Below are 15907 nucleotides of genomic sequence, written 5' to 3' on the forward strand. Positions count from 1 at the left end.
TAAACTTCAGGATTGACCTACCCGAAAGCATAACATTTTATCCTGATTCCAATCCTAAGGGATTTGTAAAAGAGTTTAAGAAAAGACGCACAACAATTGTAGAGTCCTACTTGAAAATAACGAAAGACTTAGATTCAGCAAGTTACAACAGACGAATTAACGCATTAAAGCTTCTTGAGGAGAATATCAACTATTCCGGTTCGTTAAAAATGCCGTTAAATACTGCACGTGTTCAGTTGGCACTAATGAAAGAGGTTACTAAGACCCGCAACAATAAAAGAGTCCAGCTTGAACTTATGCGCGATTTTACAACGTCAACATTCGGGCATCCAAGAGTAATTAGGAAACTACTCAAAAGATTCGATATCATTGAAGTACCCGAAACCGGAGAAGAACTCAAAGATCTTAAAATGGGGTGGGATTTCCACGTGCACGATCACACTTCTTATGGTAGAAAATCGCCAATGCAACTAATAATAGATGCTTTTATAAAAGGTATTTCGGAATTAACTGTTGTTTATACAAACTTTAAGCACGAAAAAACAGTTGAAGAGGTGCTCGAAGCAGGGAAAATTCTTGGTATCAAAATTAATATTGGTATTGAGTTCTCTTCCGTTGTTTTCGATAAGAAATTTCATTTTATATACATATTACCGGAGTTTGCGAGCGACAAGAAAAAATTCAAACATTTTATTAAAACCTGTTCCGGTGATTTAGCTGATTTTAGCGAACAGTTAAGTAAAAATGATAAGCGTAGAAGAAAAATAGTACAACGTCTTATAGATCACTTCAACATTACATATTTACCGGTAATAAACAAAAACTATCAGCCAGATTCAATATATTATTTAGAGCCTATTCAACTGACAAATAATTCTGAATCTGACGTCAACAAAATTTTCTCCTCAAGACAACTCGGCGAACTCGTTTATCCTCAGTTAAGAAAGGTAATAGAAAATCGTGCATTGCGTTTAATGGCATTAAGAAGGCGTATCAAATTGGCTCCCGAACAATTTACAAAGCAACAAATTATAGGGATAGAAGCTGAGTACAACGAAAACAAAAAATATTATGACGAACTAGACCCTGAACTGATTAGAATTAAATATTTTTCTGAATTTGACCGCCTCGATACTGAAACAGCAGTAGATGATCTAAAAGCTGTTCATTCGATTATTAATAAAACAGGTGGAAGTATTAAGTTTATTCAGCCCGTTGAACATGGATTACAAGCAGCTATTGACATTATTATAGAGTATTGTCAGTACTTTTCACACACTGAAGTTTTTAATATTTACGACACTATTGGAGCTAAAGAGTCCGATTTTATAACTCTTACCAATTTTATTGGTTTGATGAACAAATGCGACAAAAATGAAATTACAGAATTCCTCAATAAGAACAATTTAACATACAGTGATAAAAAGATTGATAAAGCATTACTACACCTGAAAGAAAAGAACTTAATTCCTGCCATTGGTAGTGATGCAACAGGGCGTTCAACGCTTGCGCCAGGAATGGGCTTTGTTACAGAAAACCAGTTGCAAAAAAAACAACGTAAATATTTTAAGAAACAACATTACAATTTACCTCAAGATGTTTCACAATTGGTTCATAAATATTCTCCTATTCCAAAATCAACTTTAAAACCAAAAGAGAAGGCTAACATAATATGTTTAGGTAAAGTTGACACTGAGGCAAAACATCAAATTGGCGAGGAAAAAACAGAAAAGCCTATAAAACTGACAGATGCATGGACTTACCTAAATCCAACTATCAAAAATCTAATTTTTGCCATATTGGGATTTATTCCGGCATATATGTACTTTGGTGCTAGTTATGCATGCCTTTGGTTTTTTATTACAGGAACTCGCAACATATTTGTAGATGTTATTTCCGGCAACGGATTAATACCTACATCATGGCAATCTCAAAATATCAACTGGGCTAACCTTGCACATTCACTTTTTTGGACAGGATTTTCAGTTCCAATACTTGGATTTGTAAAAGATCAATTCGACCTGATATGGGTATTCGAACATAGTGGAGCAGTATACGAAGGCGTTAAGTTCTTCTTTATTAATATGACGAACGGACTCTACTTGGCATCACACAACTATCTAAGAGGATTCGACAAAGCCACTATACGAGGTAACTTGTTCCGTAGCATTATAGCGTGGCCATTTGCTACAGCTTTCTCCCCTATTGGCAATGCGTTGGGAATACCGAGTATTGTTCAGGCAAAATTCTGGTCTGATTTCGTTGCCGCACTTATCGAAGGAACAACTAAATACAACAATGTTTTAAAACTGAAAAGTAAAATTGTTTCAAAACTAATACCTGACTTTAAAAGCGACAACGAAGAAACTGTCAATCTTGCAACTCTCGATTTACTATATTTGGTTGATGAGAGCAATAATGTTAAAACTTCTTTTTATAAACAATCTTTTGAACGTGAAAAGTTCAAACAAAGAGCACTGAATTTCTTAAAAGGGAAAAGAAGTACTTCTAAACCAAAAGATATATTTTTTTCTGTAAAACAACATTTTTTAGAAAAAGATAATTATAACAAGTTAACAAAATTTGTTATCAGCAATTACAACAAAGACCAAAGTCTGTTTTTGCTTCAAATAATGTCGAAAAACTACGATAAATTTACGAATTGGCTATTATCATTAGAACGTAGAACTTTACTATAAAAGCAATGAACAATGTGCAATTACTTTTTGGGCTAAAGCCCAAAACTCGTGTGTCTGGGAAGCAATCAACGATTTAAATGTTGTTGCTATTAATTTAACAATCAGTCATTTAACCACTCGTCGTTAATTGTTAATTGCCTTTACGCGTATTTCCTACTAACATTAGCAGATGTGTTACTTCATTGGGAGTTAACATTCTCCACTCTCCGCGTGGTAAGTTTTTCTTGGTAAGACCTGCAAAGACCACTCTGTCTAACTTTACTACTTCATAGCCCAAGCTTTCGAACATTCGTCTGACAATTCTGTTTCTACCGCTATGAATTTCAATGCCTATTTCGTTGTTTGCATCGTTAGCGTAGCTGATATCGTCAGCGACAATAAATCCGTCTTCAAGCTCAATACCGTTTTTAAGTTTCTCGAAGTCTTCGAGCGTAACATCTTTATTTAAAACTACATGGTACAGCTTCTTTATATTGCTTGAAGGGTGTGTTAACGCTGTTGCCATATCGCCATTGTTTGTGAACAGTAGTAATCCTGTAGTATTTCTGTCAAGGCGACCAACCGAATAAATTCGTTCTTTGGTTGCGCCTTTTATAATATCATAAACAGTTCTGCGTCCTTCGGGGTCATCAAAGGTTGTTAATGTGTCTTTGGGTTTATTTAGTAGTAGATACACTTTCTTTTGAGGATCAAGCACTTTACCGCGATATTCAACTTTATCACTAAGTTTAACTTTAAATCCAAGCTCTGTTACAACTGCACCATTAACTTTAATTTCTCCATTTAGGATTAAGTCATCTGCATCACGCCTTGAACAGACTCCCGCATTGGAAATAAATCTGTTTAATCTTATCTCTTTTTCTTTGCTTTGGAACGGCTTTTCTTCGTTAAAGTCGGGTTTTGAGTAACCTCTTCTGTCATCTCTGCCACTTCGTTTGCCTCTATCTGATTTATAATCAGAGGATTTTTCTCTGTCAGAGTATCTGCGCGACTTTTCGTAACCCTCTCTCTTTTCAAATTTTCTTTTCTCGTTGTAATCCTCATCTCTTCGTCTTGTAAATTTGGGACTACCCTCTCTCCTATCCTCCCTATCAAATTTTCTGTCCTTATATCCTCTGTTTCTGTGTGTTTCAAACTTGCTATATCGGTCATTATCAGAGCCTTCTGAATATCTTTCCCAATTACCATGTCTCTCTCTCCTATCAAATCGTCTGTCTGAATTATCTCGTCTTTCTTTGTTATCTCGTCTAAATTCATCAGAGCGTCTATCTTTTGTTACGTTTTTCTCTGACCTGCCATCTGTTCTTTTCCTTCCAGAGTCACTCCTTTCAGACTTTCGGTCAGAAAAGTCTCTTTTTTTATCCCTTCTTCTCTCTGAACCGAAATCTCGTCTATCAGGTTTACTGAAATCGCCACTCTCTTCAAAATCCAACTCTTTTTCGATATTATCCCAAAAATCAGGATCATCAAAATTAAACTGTTGTTGACTACTATTACTTCTTTTTCTCTCTTCAGAACCCCGACCTTTCTCATTCGATGATCTTCTGCTTTGACCCGAACGGTCGCCTTTTTGGTACTTCATATGTTATATATTTTTTCTATGTCGTTTAGACAAACTTTTTTCGTAAATTGCGGCTACAAAAATAATCAAAACAATGGCATTAATTGTATCAATTTCAGGAATTCGGGGAACTATAGGCGGAAAACCCGGCAACTCACTAACTCCCATAGAAATAGTTAATTTTAGTTCAGCTTATTCTCGCTGGTTATCGGAGCAAGAACCGCACCAAACTCAAACAAGAAAAGTGGTCATCGGACGCGATGCAAGAGTCTCTGGTCCAATAGTTTCACAGTTAGTTTCCAATACGCTAATGGCTTGTGGCGTTGATATAATTGACTTAGGGCTTGCAACCACTCCCACCGTAGAGATGGCTGTAACGCATTTCAAAGCGCAGGGAGGCATAATTATTACGGCATCGCACAATCCTGCTCAATGGAACGCACTGAAACTTCTGAACTCAAAAGGCGAATTTATAAGTGGTGCGGAGGGAAATCTTCTTTTAAGGCTAATCGAAAACTCCGACTTTGAGTATGCAACATACGATAAATTAGGTAAATACTCGACTTTTGATTTTACACAACACCATATCGACTCTATTTTAAAACTGCCTCTTGTAGATGTTGAGTCGATAAAATCAAAAAAATATAAAGTTGTTTTTGATGCAATAAACAGCGTTGGTTCAATTGCTATTCCTCCACTATTAGAACAGCTTGGTGTTGAGTGTGTTGTACTGAATGGCGAGCCAAATGGAATTTTCGCACACAATCCAGAACCTTTGGAAAAGCATTTAGGCGAAACTTTAGCAACTGTTAAGGCAAAAAAAGCCGATATGGGCATTGTGGTTGACCCCGATGTTGACCGCTTAGCTTTTATAGACGAGCATGGCGTGATGTTTGGCGAAGAGTACACGTTGGTTGCAATTGCCGATTACGTTTTACAACATACACCGGGCAATACCGTTTCAAATCTCTCTTCATCGCGGGCTTTGAGCGATATTACGGCAAAACATGGACAAAAATATACAGCTGCGGCGGTTGGAGAAGTTAATGTGGTAGAGATGATGAAAAAAACCAATGCTGTTATCGGTGGCGAGGGCAACGGAGGAATTATTTATCCACCGCTACACTATGGGCGCGATGCTTTAGTGGGAATAGCTCTATTTCTGTCGCACCTTTCAAAATCTGGCAAAACCGTTAGTCAAATAAAACAGGAGCTACCTCTCTATTTTATGGAGAAGACGAAAGTTGACCTAAACCCCGAGACAGACGTTGATAATATTTTAAAAACCGCTGCCCAAAACTTTAAAAGTGAAAACATTAACTCTGTCGATGGCGTTAAAATTGATTTTAAAGACGGTTGGGTACATCTACGAAAATCGAATACAGAGCCAATAATTAGAATATACGCCGAAGCCAAAAGCGAAGAGACGGTTAAAAACTTAATAGGCAAAGTGCTTGATTCTGTGGGGTTAAAACATTAAGGCTTTACTACTTAATTTAAATATTATGGACAATACTATTAAAGACAAACAACAGGAAGGAGATAAAAACTTAAATCTCGAAAAAATTGAGAAAAATAACACAACAAAAAAATGGATAAGGTCAGGACTTTTCTATGGTCTATTTATGCTTATCTCAATGGAAATTATCTTCCCGTTGATTGAAAATAAGGAAATTTCTCAGAAAAGAATTTTGATTGGAGTACCAATATGGCTGATTTGTGGACTTGCTTGGGGGCTTATTATGAAATGGTGGATGAAAAAACAAGCCAAAATAAATAAAGAATATAACGAATTGGAGTAGCCAATTAATATATACAGTTAAATATCTAAAATAGCTCAAATTGCCACTCAGGAAAAGAGATACATAATTAGTTGTGAAAATCCCGATGGATTAGTTGAATCGGTAAATAGTGCGAAATAACATTTCTTAAGCGGTCTGCTTATTTCCTCCAACAACCACTCACTATTCCTGAGGTTTAAGCCCAAGCTCCCCAGCCTTTTGAATAGCAAACTCCCACGCAGCTTCGTAAGTGTTCTCTATCTTGCCCTCTATAATGGCATCTTTAATGGCATCTTTAATATCGCCAACGGTTTTACATGGAGGAAGTGAAAACGCTTCCATTATCATTTCGCCCGTTACTGGAGGTTGGAAATTTCTTATTTTGTCTTTCTCTTCGATCTCAACTAACTTACGCCTTACTAATCTGTAATTCTCGAGATACTTCGATATTTTTTCGGGATTTTTAGATGTGATATCCGCATCGCAAAGCAACATCAAGTCGTCAATATCATCGCCAGCTTCAAAAAGCAACCGCCTGACGGCTGAATCTGTTACAATGTCCTGCGCCAAAACAATAGGACGCATATGCAGAGCTACCATCTTTTGAACATACTTCATTTTTTGTGTTGTTGGTAGCTTCAGGCGTTTAAATATTGTCGGAACTAATTGTGCTCCAACATGTTCGTGTCCGTGAAAAGTCCACCCAAGGTTATTGTCAAATCGTTTTGTGTTTGGTTTGGCAATATCGTGTAGTAAGGCAGCCCACCTTAACCAGAGATTATCGGAGGTGCGGGCAATATTATCAAGGACTTCCAGAGTATGATAAAAATTGTCTTTATGCTTTTTCCCATTCTTAGATTCTGCACCACGTAGCTTTTCCAATTCTGGTAAAATATGTATTAGCAACCCCGACAACGACAATATTTTAAAACCTACTGAGGGGCGCTCAGCCATTATTATTTTGTTTAACTCGTCGCTAATACGCTCTTTAGAAAGTATATTTAACCTCTCTGCATTCTTTTTAATTGCCTCGAGCGATTTTTCCTCTATCATAAATCGCAATTGAGTCGAAAACCTAACGGCACGCAGCATTCGCAATGGATCGTCGTTAAATGTAATATCGGGGTCAAGTGGCGTTCTTATGATTTTTCTCTCCAAATCTCCAACACCATCGAAAGGGTCAATTAACTCTCCAAAGTCATTAGAATTCATACTAATAGCCATTGCGTTAATTGTAAAATCGCGTCTGTTTTGGTCATCTGCGAGTGTGCCACTCTCTACTATTGGATTACGGCTATTACGATTATATGACTCTTTTCGGGCACCGACAAATTCTACGTCAATATCGCCGTAACGAAACATGGCTGTGCCGTAGTTTTTATATTGAGTTACCTCTATGTTCGGACTTATAGCCTTGGCAACTTCAACTGCTGTGTCAACACCATTACCAACAACTACAAAATCAATGTCTTTGTTTTCGCGCTTCAAGATTAAATCACGAACATATCCCCCAACAACATATATTTCAACATTTTGCTGAGCAGATACATTTTTTATAATTTCAAATAATTTGTGAGATAAATCGAATTGCATTTTAAATCAAATTAATGACAAACTGTCACAATATTTATACAAAGAGAGTGCAAAGTTACAAAGAACTGCACTTAAAACATAATTTACTTAAAATTTGCTTTTTTTCAATCATAAGATAGTGCTAAAATTTAGTTTTATATCTCGAAAATTAAATTGGCACATTTTTTGACAAAACCATATATCTAAATATGTAAATATATAAAACCATGATTGAACATTTGACATTAGAAAGTTTCAAAACAAAAGTTTTTGATTTTGAAAAGAATAAAGATTGGAAATTTGAAGGCTCAAAACCTTGTTTAATTGATTTTTATGCCGACTGGTGTGGTCCGTGCAAAATGATTGCTCCCGTGTTGGAAGAGTTGTCGAAAGAGTATAATGGTAAACTCAATATATACAAAGTGGATACTGAAAAAGAACGGGAACTTTCTGCAATTTTTGGTATACAAAGTATTCCTTCACTACTTTTTGTTCCATTAGAAGGACAGCCACAAATGGCAGCAGGTGCACTTCCAAAAGAGACGTTAAAAAGGGCTTTTGCTGATATATTGGAAGTTAAGGAGCCTGAAAAATAAATACGAAAACAACAATAAGTAATTTTTTTAAACAATAGAGTAATTGTCTTTTTCGCATAATTGCGGACAACTAATTTCTGTGCAGCGATTTGATTACTATATCGAAAATCAAATTGCTGCTTTTTTATTAAATACAGTTGATAAAAAAGAACCGGAAGAAAAAATCATCAATAAACACAAATATTTGAAAATCAGATTTTTAACAAGAAATTGCATTTTTCAAATGAATTTCTTATATTTGCGTTGAGTAGGAAACTGTTAGATATTACAGTTTCCAACTTTCATAAAACGAACATAACTGCTTGTTGTTCGCTGTCTACTTGAAACAGTTAGCAAGATATAAAAACGTGTCGTCCCGAATTTGACACATATTTGAGAGATTGTAAAGCTGATGGTTGCATAACCTTAAGCCAAAAAATATAAGCATACTAAAATAAAATCTTATTTGTGCGAGCCAATTAACGGTAATTATTATTGACTCTATAGAAATCGTTGATATATTGGGAACCACAAAACTAGAGTTCTAATATTATTAAAAACACAAAAAGTACCAGATAGAATGAAAAAGTACATATCAATGTCAACAGAGGAGAAGAAAGCTCTTGCCAAATCAGAGCTTATAAGGATTAGTGAACTGATAGGTAAGACCCCAACCAAGAAAGATTACAAAAAAATTAAGGACGCAAAAATCACTTATGGCCAAATAATTTATCTGTACAAGAAATGGAATAGTGCCATAAAAGATGCTGGCTTAAAACCCAACAAAAGTCTCTTGCCATCAGATTATTATAGTGAAGTAGATAAAAATGAGATTGTTAATGCTTTTATTGATGTTGCTAACAAGGTAAAAAAAATGCCTACTTACAGAGAATTTAAAAACTATTATGATATTTCACTTTCTCCATTTCTTAAAACATTTGGCAGTTGGAATATGGTAAAACAGCACGTTTACACTCATCATAGGGAGCGTTTAACATTCTTACCTCCGAGAATAACTGCAAGAAGAAATAGAAGAACAAAGGCTCAAATCGAAGCTGATAGAAAAAAAGCTCGCAACCGCTGATTTTATTTTTTTTACCATTAAGGCATTAAGAAACATTAAATTTTAAATGTTCTTAATTTCTTAATGGTTTGACTAATGCAAAAATTGCTTATTCGTTGATAAATACTCGCTTTACTTCCTGATAATTCTTTACTGTTTTTTCTTCTAACAGCCACTTTATCCATCCCTCAGATGTAGTGACGGATAGAGTTTTCCCGGAGTCTTTCCTCTGGAAGTCTGCAGTAGTTATAACGTATGAGCTTGTAGCCACACTATAGGTTTTATCCATGTTTAACGGTGTTCCATCTTCGTTTAAGAGTTCTAAATCTATCAATTTATTGTCCTCTTTTCCAACGACATAGTTCAAATGTATTCCTGACGGATACATCAAGCTATATTCATTTTGCCCGAACATATTGCTAATAAACGCCTTTAACTCATACCCCGTAAGGGTTACCGTCACAATTTGGTTACCAAATGGGTCGATGGTAAAAATTGTCTTACGGGTAATTTCACCCGCGGGAAGGTAATCAATACGTACACCTCCTTTGTTAACTACCGCTATTTCGGTTTTGGCGGTAGCTTTCAATGCATCTGCCATCCAATAGCCGAGCTCATCGGTAGTGCGAAAGTCAAATGGAGCTTTTGCAATTACCTCCATCATTTCTGGGTTGCTGTTATACTTATCAACCATGGTACGAACATCAGCTTTCTCATTGCCTGATTGTCCTATCGTAAGCAATTGCATGGAACGATTTAGTTGTCCATCAGGATAAACAGTAAAGCGAATAAGCGTAGCGTAGTCCAATCTTCTTCCAGCTTGGGTGATCATGATATCGTTATGAATTTGCTCTTTTTCAACTTTAGTGTGCGAGTGACCACCGATAATAAGATCTACTGCCTCTTTCGGAAAAGTGTTTGCTAATTTAACATCGTTTTCAAATCCAAAATGATTTATATAAATCAGCAAATCGGTACTATCTTTCAGATACAGATATTTTTGTGCAGTTTCAAACGGATTGGTAAAACTGAAACCTACTAAATTATCAGGATGACACTCTGGCAGATTGTTTGAACCTAGGGCTAATACCGAAATGAAACCAACCTTTAAGCCATTGGGCAAAGTAATGATTTTGTATGGTTTTATATTAAACTCCATACCTTCAGGTAAAATCAAATTTGCGCATATATGGTCGAAATATGCACTTTTAGTATGTGTTTCAAAGGTTTTTACCCCCACATCAAACTCGTGGTTACCTACTGCAGAAAGATTAAATCCCACAGAATTCATAAGTTCGATCATAGGTCGCCCTTTTTCGTGATACTGGTCGTTAACGGGATTTCCTGTCTGGTAATCGCCCGCTGATACTAACAGCATATCGGGATATATAGCACGCAGGCTATCAACCATAAATGCGAATCGTGGGAAATTGTCTATATTGGCGTGTATATCGTTTACCGCCAGAATAACGACTTCTCTCTCTGTATCTGTTTTTTGACTTTTTCTCTTGTTCATTCCGCAGCCTGTGAATACTAGGAATAAAATTAAAATTGATAAAAATTTGTTCATTTCTCTTTAATTATTAATTGATTTCCTTCAGTAAGTGCTCCGTCATGTGCCACGCTATTACCGTAAATGTCTTCAACTTCAGGCAAGGGTGAAGGTGCTTTTTGCTTTTGTTGGGTGTAATAGGCACGTAAGGCGTCGGCAACGGTAGCACCTTGAAATATAGTTAGTTCGGTTTTATTTACTGTTACTTTCATTGATATTCTATTTTATGTTTAAATCTTCTGATTTTTTAGACACATCCATCGTTTTTAATTGATTTAAAACTTAGTGCTTGCACCTCCGCCACCACTGCTACCGCCTCCCCAAGAGCCACTGTCGCTCGAAGAACTCCATGATGAATCACTACTTGACGAACTATCGCTAGATGAACTATCGCCCCAATCTATAACTCTTTCCGGATATTGCAGGATACGATATGTTATATCTTCAAAGTGTTGATACCCACACTTTTTACAGGTAAAAGTATAGCGTTCAGTGCGTATAAAGATATATTTTTCCGTTGTTGGCTCCGATGATATTACTTTCAAACCCTTATCACGCTTCATCTTGCCCCTCGATTGGCAAGATTCGCAAATCAGCCCCCTACGCAAGCTAATACGCCACGGAATAATGACAAATAAAAGATAAGGAATAATTACGTGTGGAAAAAAGAAAAAATATGCAGCTAACGCATCTCTATCAAATGGTTCATAATTGATGCGCCTTTGAAAAGCATTTTTTCCACTATTCACTTCTCTCCGTCTTCTAAAATGCCTAAAAGTTATTAATACCACCCCCAATAACGTTAAAAAAATGAACACGGGCAGAAGATACTCTTCATCACTATTTCTAAAAACTTCCTTATTGTTGGGGTCAACAAGAAGCTTTTGCACTGCTTTAAGCCCCTCTTCGAGTGCCTCGCCGTACTTGGCTTCGGTTAAGTAGGGTAGCATTATTTGTGTTTGAATTCGTTTGCAAATTGCGTCTGTCAATATTCCTTCAAGTCCATAGCCCGTTTCAAAAACTATCTCTCTATCGTCCTCTTCCAAAATAAGCAAAATGAGCAATCCTCGGTTTGTTTCTTTGTTACCTATGCCCCAAGTGTTGAATAACTGATTTGCAAAGTCGCGAGCAGAAGAGTACTTACTATTGTCGAAATTTGGCAACACCACTAACGACACTTCTACGTCTAATGTATCACGTATTGCAGCAGCAATACTGTCTATTGCAACACGATGAGCTTCTGCAATAAAACTCTTATGGGCACTTAAGTAACGAGTAGCATTTTGAAGTTGTACATTTGGCACATCTTCTACACGATATCTACGCACAACATCCTTACTGGCAAATGATTTTTGACCTACGATTGAACAAACTAATCCTAAGATTAGAAAAAGAGATACAAAACTTTTTTTAACTATATAATTAGTTGCGCTTTTCATTTTTTTCATAAAGAGCAACCTCTTTATTTTCATACAATTTTATCTCATTCATATTACATTCAACCTCGAATTTTTATGAACTTTCATCTTTTATTGCAAATTTATCTTCCTCTTGTAAATGAACCGCTACCTTTGTAGGTGTTTACAATACAGGTGAATTCCCAGCCGCATTTCGGACATTTTATAACATGATAAATAATATCTTCAATCCAATATCCGTCTTTCTTATGTTCTCCTATAGCGCAGTTGCCTTCGACGAAGATAAAGTTTTCTTTTTCAATCAGTTCTTTAATATATTCTATGGTTTCTTCATACAATTCCGGTGAAATAAAGTTATGAACTTCTTTGATATCAAAACAATGTAAACATGTCAAATCCGAATATTTTGTTGTACCAACCGGTTCAAAAATAATCAGATTTTCTTTTATCGCTTTGTGAGTCAACTCTACAAGTTGCCGAACATCCTTTTCTACGTCTGCATAATGAAAATAATTAGCTTTGGGAAATATCATTAAGGGCCAGAAAACATCACCGGCTTTATTCTGTACTTCTATAACAATAAAACCGCGTTCACATTCCATGATTATCTTGTAATCGCAGGGCGAATAATGGTATTCCAGATAAAAAACGCACATTTGAACAGGTCCCCAATATTCAACAAGTTGAACATCGCTACCAAAAATATCCAACATGATTTTATGGCAATTTTTCATGCTGTTGGCGGATGTAGATTCATCTTCAAGTATAAGTTCCATAATTCTTTTTCTTTAAAAACACAATTATAAATCAACGATACATCGCCAACTCTAAACTATCCATATACTCACCTAATGACAAATTAAATTTTTGATAATCAGCCTTTTCAAATTTCCCTGCCACACATGGCATAGCAACTTTTATTTAACTCATTTAATCAACCTACTCCTCCCGTAATGTAAGGTGTTGCTCTTATTGATTCACCTGTTTCGCCATTCAAAATTTCAACTGTCTCCAAACTTGGATAGACGGTATAAGAACGCCCGTTTTTTAGCTCTATTAATATAATATGATTGGCAAATCCGTCATCGGGTGTGTAACGGTATGTTGCTTTTTTGATGTCGCTTAGTTTGCTTGGTTTAATAAACCCCTGTTCGTCTTCGCCTGCAATTAAATCGCACAAAAATTGTTCTTTATCTCCTTCGAATATGCCCATACATTGTTCCGACACGTAGCTCGGCAAAATGTACTGCATACATCTGTCAACATCGGCAGCGTTTAGTGCAGCAGTAAAGCCTTTAACTAACTGCTGGTGTGTACTGTTCTGGGTAGGATATTCGTTCAGACGCACAAATTGCTCGTTTTGCCATTTATAAATTTGCATTTCCAATCCGTTTATATCCAGAAAAACAGATGTTCCTCGACGAGGGACATGACATGTAATCCAATTGTCGCTATAGTTAATGGCAATACTTTCTTCCAACGAACGTTGCATTTCTTCTATTCCAAACTTTATTGTAGGTTCTACTTTCCCGTCACTATAGAGATAAAAAGAGTAACCTCCGATGCGACTGGTTGCAATCAACTTATTGCCATCTTTTAAATTCCAATAGCACATTTCCCAACTGCTCTGGTCTTCAAATTCCAACCGGAGGTATCCATTTCTGAAATCACATACACTAATATATTTTTCCAACTCGACAGGCTTATCCGAAGGCAGAAGCAGAAAGGCATCAGGAGGAAGCAAATCAAAGAGTGTTTTTACGTTCACCTCATCAGCCATGGATGCCACGTCATCAACAAGTATCTCTACCATATTGCCAAACGCACACATTACATTACCAAAAGCAATCATCGCATCCCCAAACGCAACCATTACTTCACCAATTACGTCTGTTAAATTTACAGTTGTGTCGCTAATGGCATATTCACATGTTGTTTGCTGAGCTTTTTGAGTTTTAGCATCACTGTTTATTTGTCCCCCTCCGTTGTTTGCAATCACGAATGCAAGAAATATGGTAAATACAAATGTTTTCATATTGTCTGTATTTATAAATTTTAAAATATCTCAACTACATCTAAAATGGCGATGTGTATCTGCTATATTTGCTTTCTTCGTCCACGATAAGTTTATCACCCGACTGTCGAACGAAAAATGTAGTGGTTGATTCAGCTGCTAAATCATTTATTAAGAATATGTACGAATCCCCATGTTGGAACACAGCAGAAATGTCTGGTGGCATAAACTGCCCGTCGTCGTCAACATGCCATACACTCATAGCATATCCATCTTCGCTTTCTTCAAATGTTGAGGGAAATTCAATGTAGGCGCGTTTTTCATCTGCTGTTTCAGTCATATATACACCTAAAGCTTGGTTACCTACGTTTTCAAATTGAGCTGAAAAGAAACAATTTTGACCATTTCCCCCGTAGGAGATTACCTTCTGTGCATTCATTACTTTTCGTCCAAACTGTTTTTCCAATGCCATAAGAGTGCTTTCATTTGCCTCTTCAATATCTTCGGGTTGTGTAAACGAAATAAGTTGGTTTTCATCTAAATAGCTCTGATTAACAAGTAATATCGTTTCCCACACTGTTGCGTACTCACTTGCATCGGGTGGCAATATTTTGCCGTCTAAATTCTCAAATATGGCACCACGAAGATTGTCGAAGTTTTCGTAACTGTCTCTGTAGATGTCGTTTTCCTCATCTCTGGGTTGTTTGCCTATAAGTTTTACGCGATAGATTTTGCCATTGTGTATGGCAAATTTAAGCTCGTTGAGGGAATCGATTTCGCTCGATTCTTCATCTAACCTGACAAGAAACTTACTTCCAACTTTGTTGCTGATAGCAAATTGGTAAAGTGCAGGTTGTGCCGATTCTGTTTCAGTCTCGATCTGTTCAGTCACTTGTTCTGCTGTCTGTTCATTGCTTTTTGTTTGTCCTCCTACGCAACTCAATAGAGCAAAAAACAGGAAAAGTAGCAGTAGTTTAAAATAATTTTTCATATTGTTGGAATTAATTAAATTAATAAAAGGAGCTCAAAGCATTTTTTTGGTTTTTAAAATAACAATAAACATAAGATAGAAGCCCAAAAACTGCTCTTCGGACTTCTACTTTCAAATTCTGCCTTTTTACTTATTTAATACCGTATTTCTCCGCTCTGTATGGATGATTTTCTCTTAAATCATCAAACTTCAAGTACATAGGCAATACATTTATCTCGGCAGTATTGTAGTACACATCGCGGTTATATTCCATAAACTCCTCGAATCGGCTGTTAAGTTTTTCAATAAATGGAGTGAGCACATCAGCTCCATCTACTGTGGGAAATGTTTGACAAGCAAGGAGATAATTGAACTTTTCCTCTTCCGTTATTCCATCAAGGAATGCACCGTATTTAACAACTTTGTAAATGGTGGCATCAACTATTTCGCTGCTTTCCTTGTCAAAATCAGCATTGAGCTGCGGATACTTATCCAATAAAGCACTTAACTGTTCAATTCCTTCTACCCAAATTTCATTGAAATCATTAGCAAACTCTTTTGGGCTTAATTTGGCAATTTCTTCAGGGGTTCTCTCTTTTGTACCTGAATTTTCACCTGAACATGAGATAGCAGTTGCTGTTACCGCTATAACCATTGTTGTCAGAATCTTTTTCATTTTGCACATTTTTTATTGATTAGTAT

The 15907-nt window shown here is 36.3% G+C and carries 14 protein-coding genes; 5 read left to right on the top strand and 9 right to left on the bottom strand.

The window, feature by feature from the left end; genetic code table 11:
* Nucleotides 1-2699, top strand: a 2699-nt coding sequence (locus GX311_07830; GenBank protein ID NLK16289.1) for a hypothetical protein, incomplete at its 5' end; no start/stop codon positions are given.
* A gap of 130 nt (nucleotides 2700-2829) precedes the next feature.
* Here the strand turns inward: GX311_07830 and GX311_07835 are convergent.
* A complete protein-coding gene (locus GX311_07835) occupies nucleotides 2830-4281 on the bottom strand; it encodes a pseudouridine synthase (protein ID NLK16290.1) in 1452 nt (483 codons plus the stop codon).
* Nucleotides 4282-4354: 73 nt separating this feature from the next.
* Here GX311_07835 and glmM point away from each other — a divergent pair, with 73 nt between their 5' ends.
* Nucleotides 4355-5740 (top strand): phosphoglucosamine mutase, encoded by a 1386-nt coding sequence (glmM, locus tag GX311_07840; protein ID NLK16291.1) that lies wholly within the window; start codon nucleotides 4355-4357, stop codon nucleotides 5738-5740.
* Nucleotides 5741-5765: 25 nt separating this feature from the next.
* Nucleotides 5766-6062 carry a hypothetical protein gene (locus GX311_07845; GenBank protein NLK16292.1) on the top strand — a complete coding sequence of 99 codons (297 nt, stop codon included), beginning with the start codon at nucleotides 5766-5768 and terminating at the stop codon, nucleotides 6060-6062.
* A gap of 162 nt (nucleotides 6063-6224) precedes the next feature.
* Here GX311_07845 and GX311_07850 read toward each other — a convergent pair whose 3' ends face one another.
* Entirely contained in the window at nucleotides 6225-7634 is a 1410-nt protein-coding gene (locus GX311_07850; protein NLK16293.1) for an HD domain-containing protein, read from the bottom strand.
* Between the two features lie 206 nt (nucleotides 7635-7840).
* Here GX311_07850 and trxA point away from each other — a divergent pair, with 206 nt between their 5' ends.
* Both trxA and GX311_07860 read left to right on the top strand, forming a co-directional pair.
* Nucleotides 7841-8209, top strand: coding sequence for a thioredoxin (gene trxA, locus GX311_07855; GenBank protein NLK16294.1), 369 nt, complete (start codon nucleotides 7841-7843; stop codon nucleotides 8207-8209).
* 559 nt (nucleotides 8210-8768) lie between these two features.
* Complete coding sequence (locus GX311_07860) at nucleotides 8769-9272, top strand: hypothetical protein (protein NLK16295.1); 504 nt, start codon at nucleotides 8769-8771, stop codon at nucleotides 9270-9272.
* Between the two features lie 88 nt (nucleotides 9273-9360).
* Here the strand turns inward: GX311_07860 and GX311_07865 are convergent, their stop codons facing one another.
* The 7 genes from GX311_07865 to GX311_07895 all read right to left on the bottom strand — a co-directional run bounded on the left by GX311_07865 (nucleotide 9361) and on the right by GX311_07895 (nucleotide 15881).
* Entirely contained in the window at nucleotides 9361-10767 is a 1407-nt protein-coding gene (locus tag GX311_07865) for a bifunctional metallophosphatase/5'-nucleotidase (GenBank protein NLK16296.1), read from the bottom strand.
* Between the two features lie 50 nt (nucleotides 10768-10817).
* The gene (locus GX311_07870; protein ID NLK16297.1) at nucleotides 10818-11015 is read right to left on the bottom strand and encodes a hypothetical protein; all 198 of its coding nucleotides are present in this window, start codon (nucleotides 11013-11015) and stop codon (nucleotides 10818-10820) included.
* 63 nt (nucleotides 11016-11078) lie between these two features.
* Nucleotides 11079-12242 carry a TPM domain-containing protein gene (locus GX311_07875; protein NLK16298.1) on the bottom strand — a complete coding sequence of 388 codons (1164 nt, stop codon included), beginning with the start codon at nucleotides 12240-12242 and terminating at the stop codon, nucleotides 11079-11081.
* A 101-nt stretch (nucleotides 12243-12343) separates the two neighbouring features.
* Nucleotides 12344-12616 carry a hypothetical protein gene (locus tag GX311_07880; GenBank protein ID NLK16299.1) on the bottom strand — a complete coding sequence of 91 codons (273 nt, stop codon included), beginning with the start codon at nucleotides 12614-12616 and terminating at the stop codon, nucleotides 12344-12346.
* A gap of 539 nt (nucleotides 12617-13155) precedes the next feature.
* On the bottom strand, nucleotides 13156-14256 hold the full coding sequence (locus GX311_07885) for a hypothetical protein (GenBank protein NLK16300.1): 1101 nt from the start codon (nucleotides 14254-14256) through the stop codon (nucleotides 13156-13158).
* Nucleotides 14257-14296: 40 nt separating this feature from the next.
* Entirely contained in the window at nucleotides 14297-15226 is a 930-nt protein-coding gene (locus tag GX311_07890; protein ID NLK16301.1) for a hypothetical protein, read from the bottom strand.
* A gap of 130 nt (nucleotides 15227-15356) precedes the next feature.
* On the bottom strand, nucleotides 15357-15881 hold the full coding sequence (locus GX311_07895; GenBank protein ID NLK16302.1) for a hypothetical protein: 525 nt from the start codon (nucleotides 15879-15881) through the stop codon (nucleotides 15357-15359).
* Nucleotides 15882-15907 lie beyond the last annotated feature (26 nt).

The organism is Bacteroidales bacterium (genome assembly GCA_012519055.1).
Lineage (GTDB): Bacteria > Bacteroidota > Bacteroidia > Bacteroidales > Salinivirgaceae > JAAYQU01.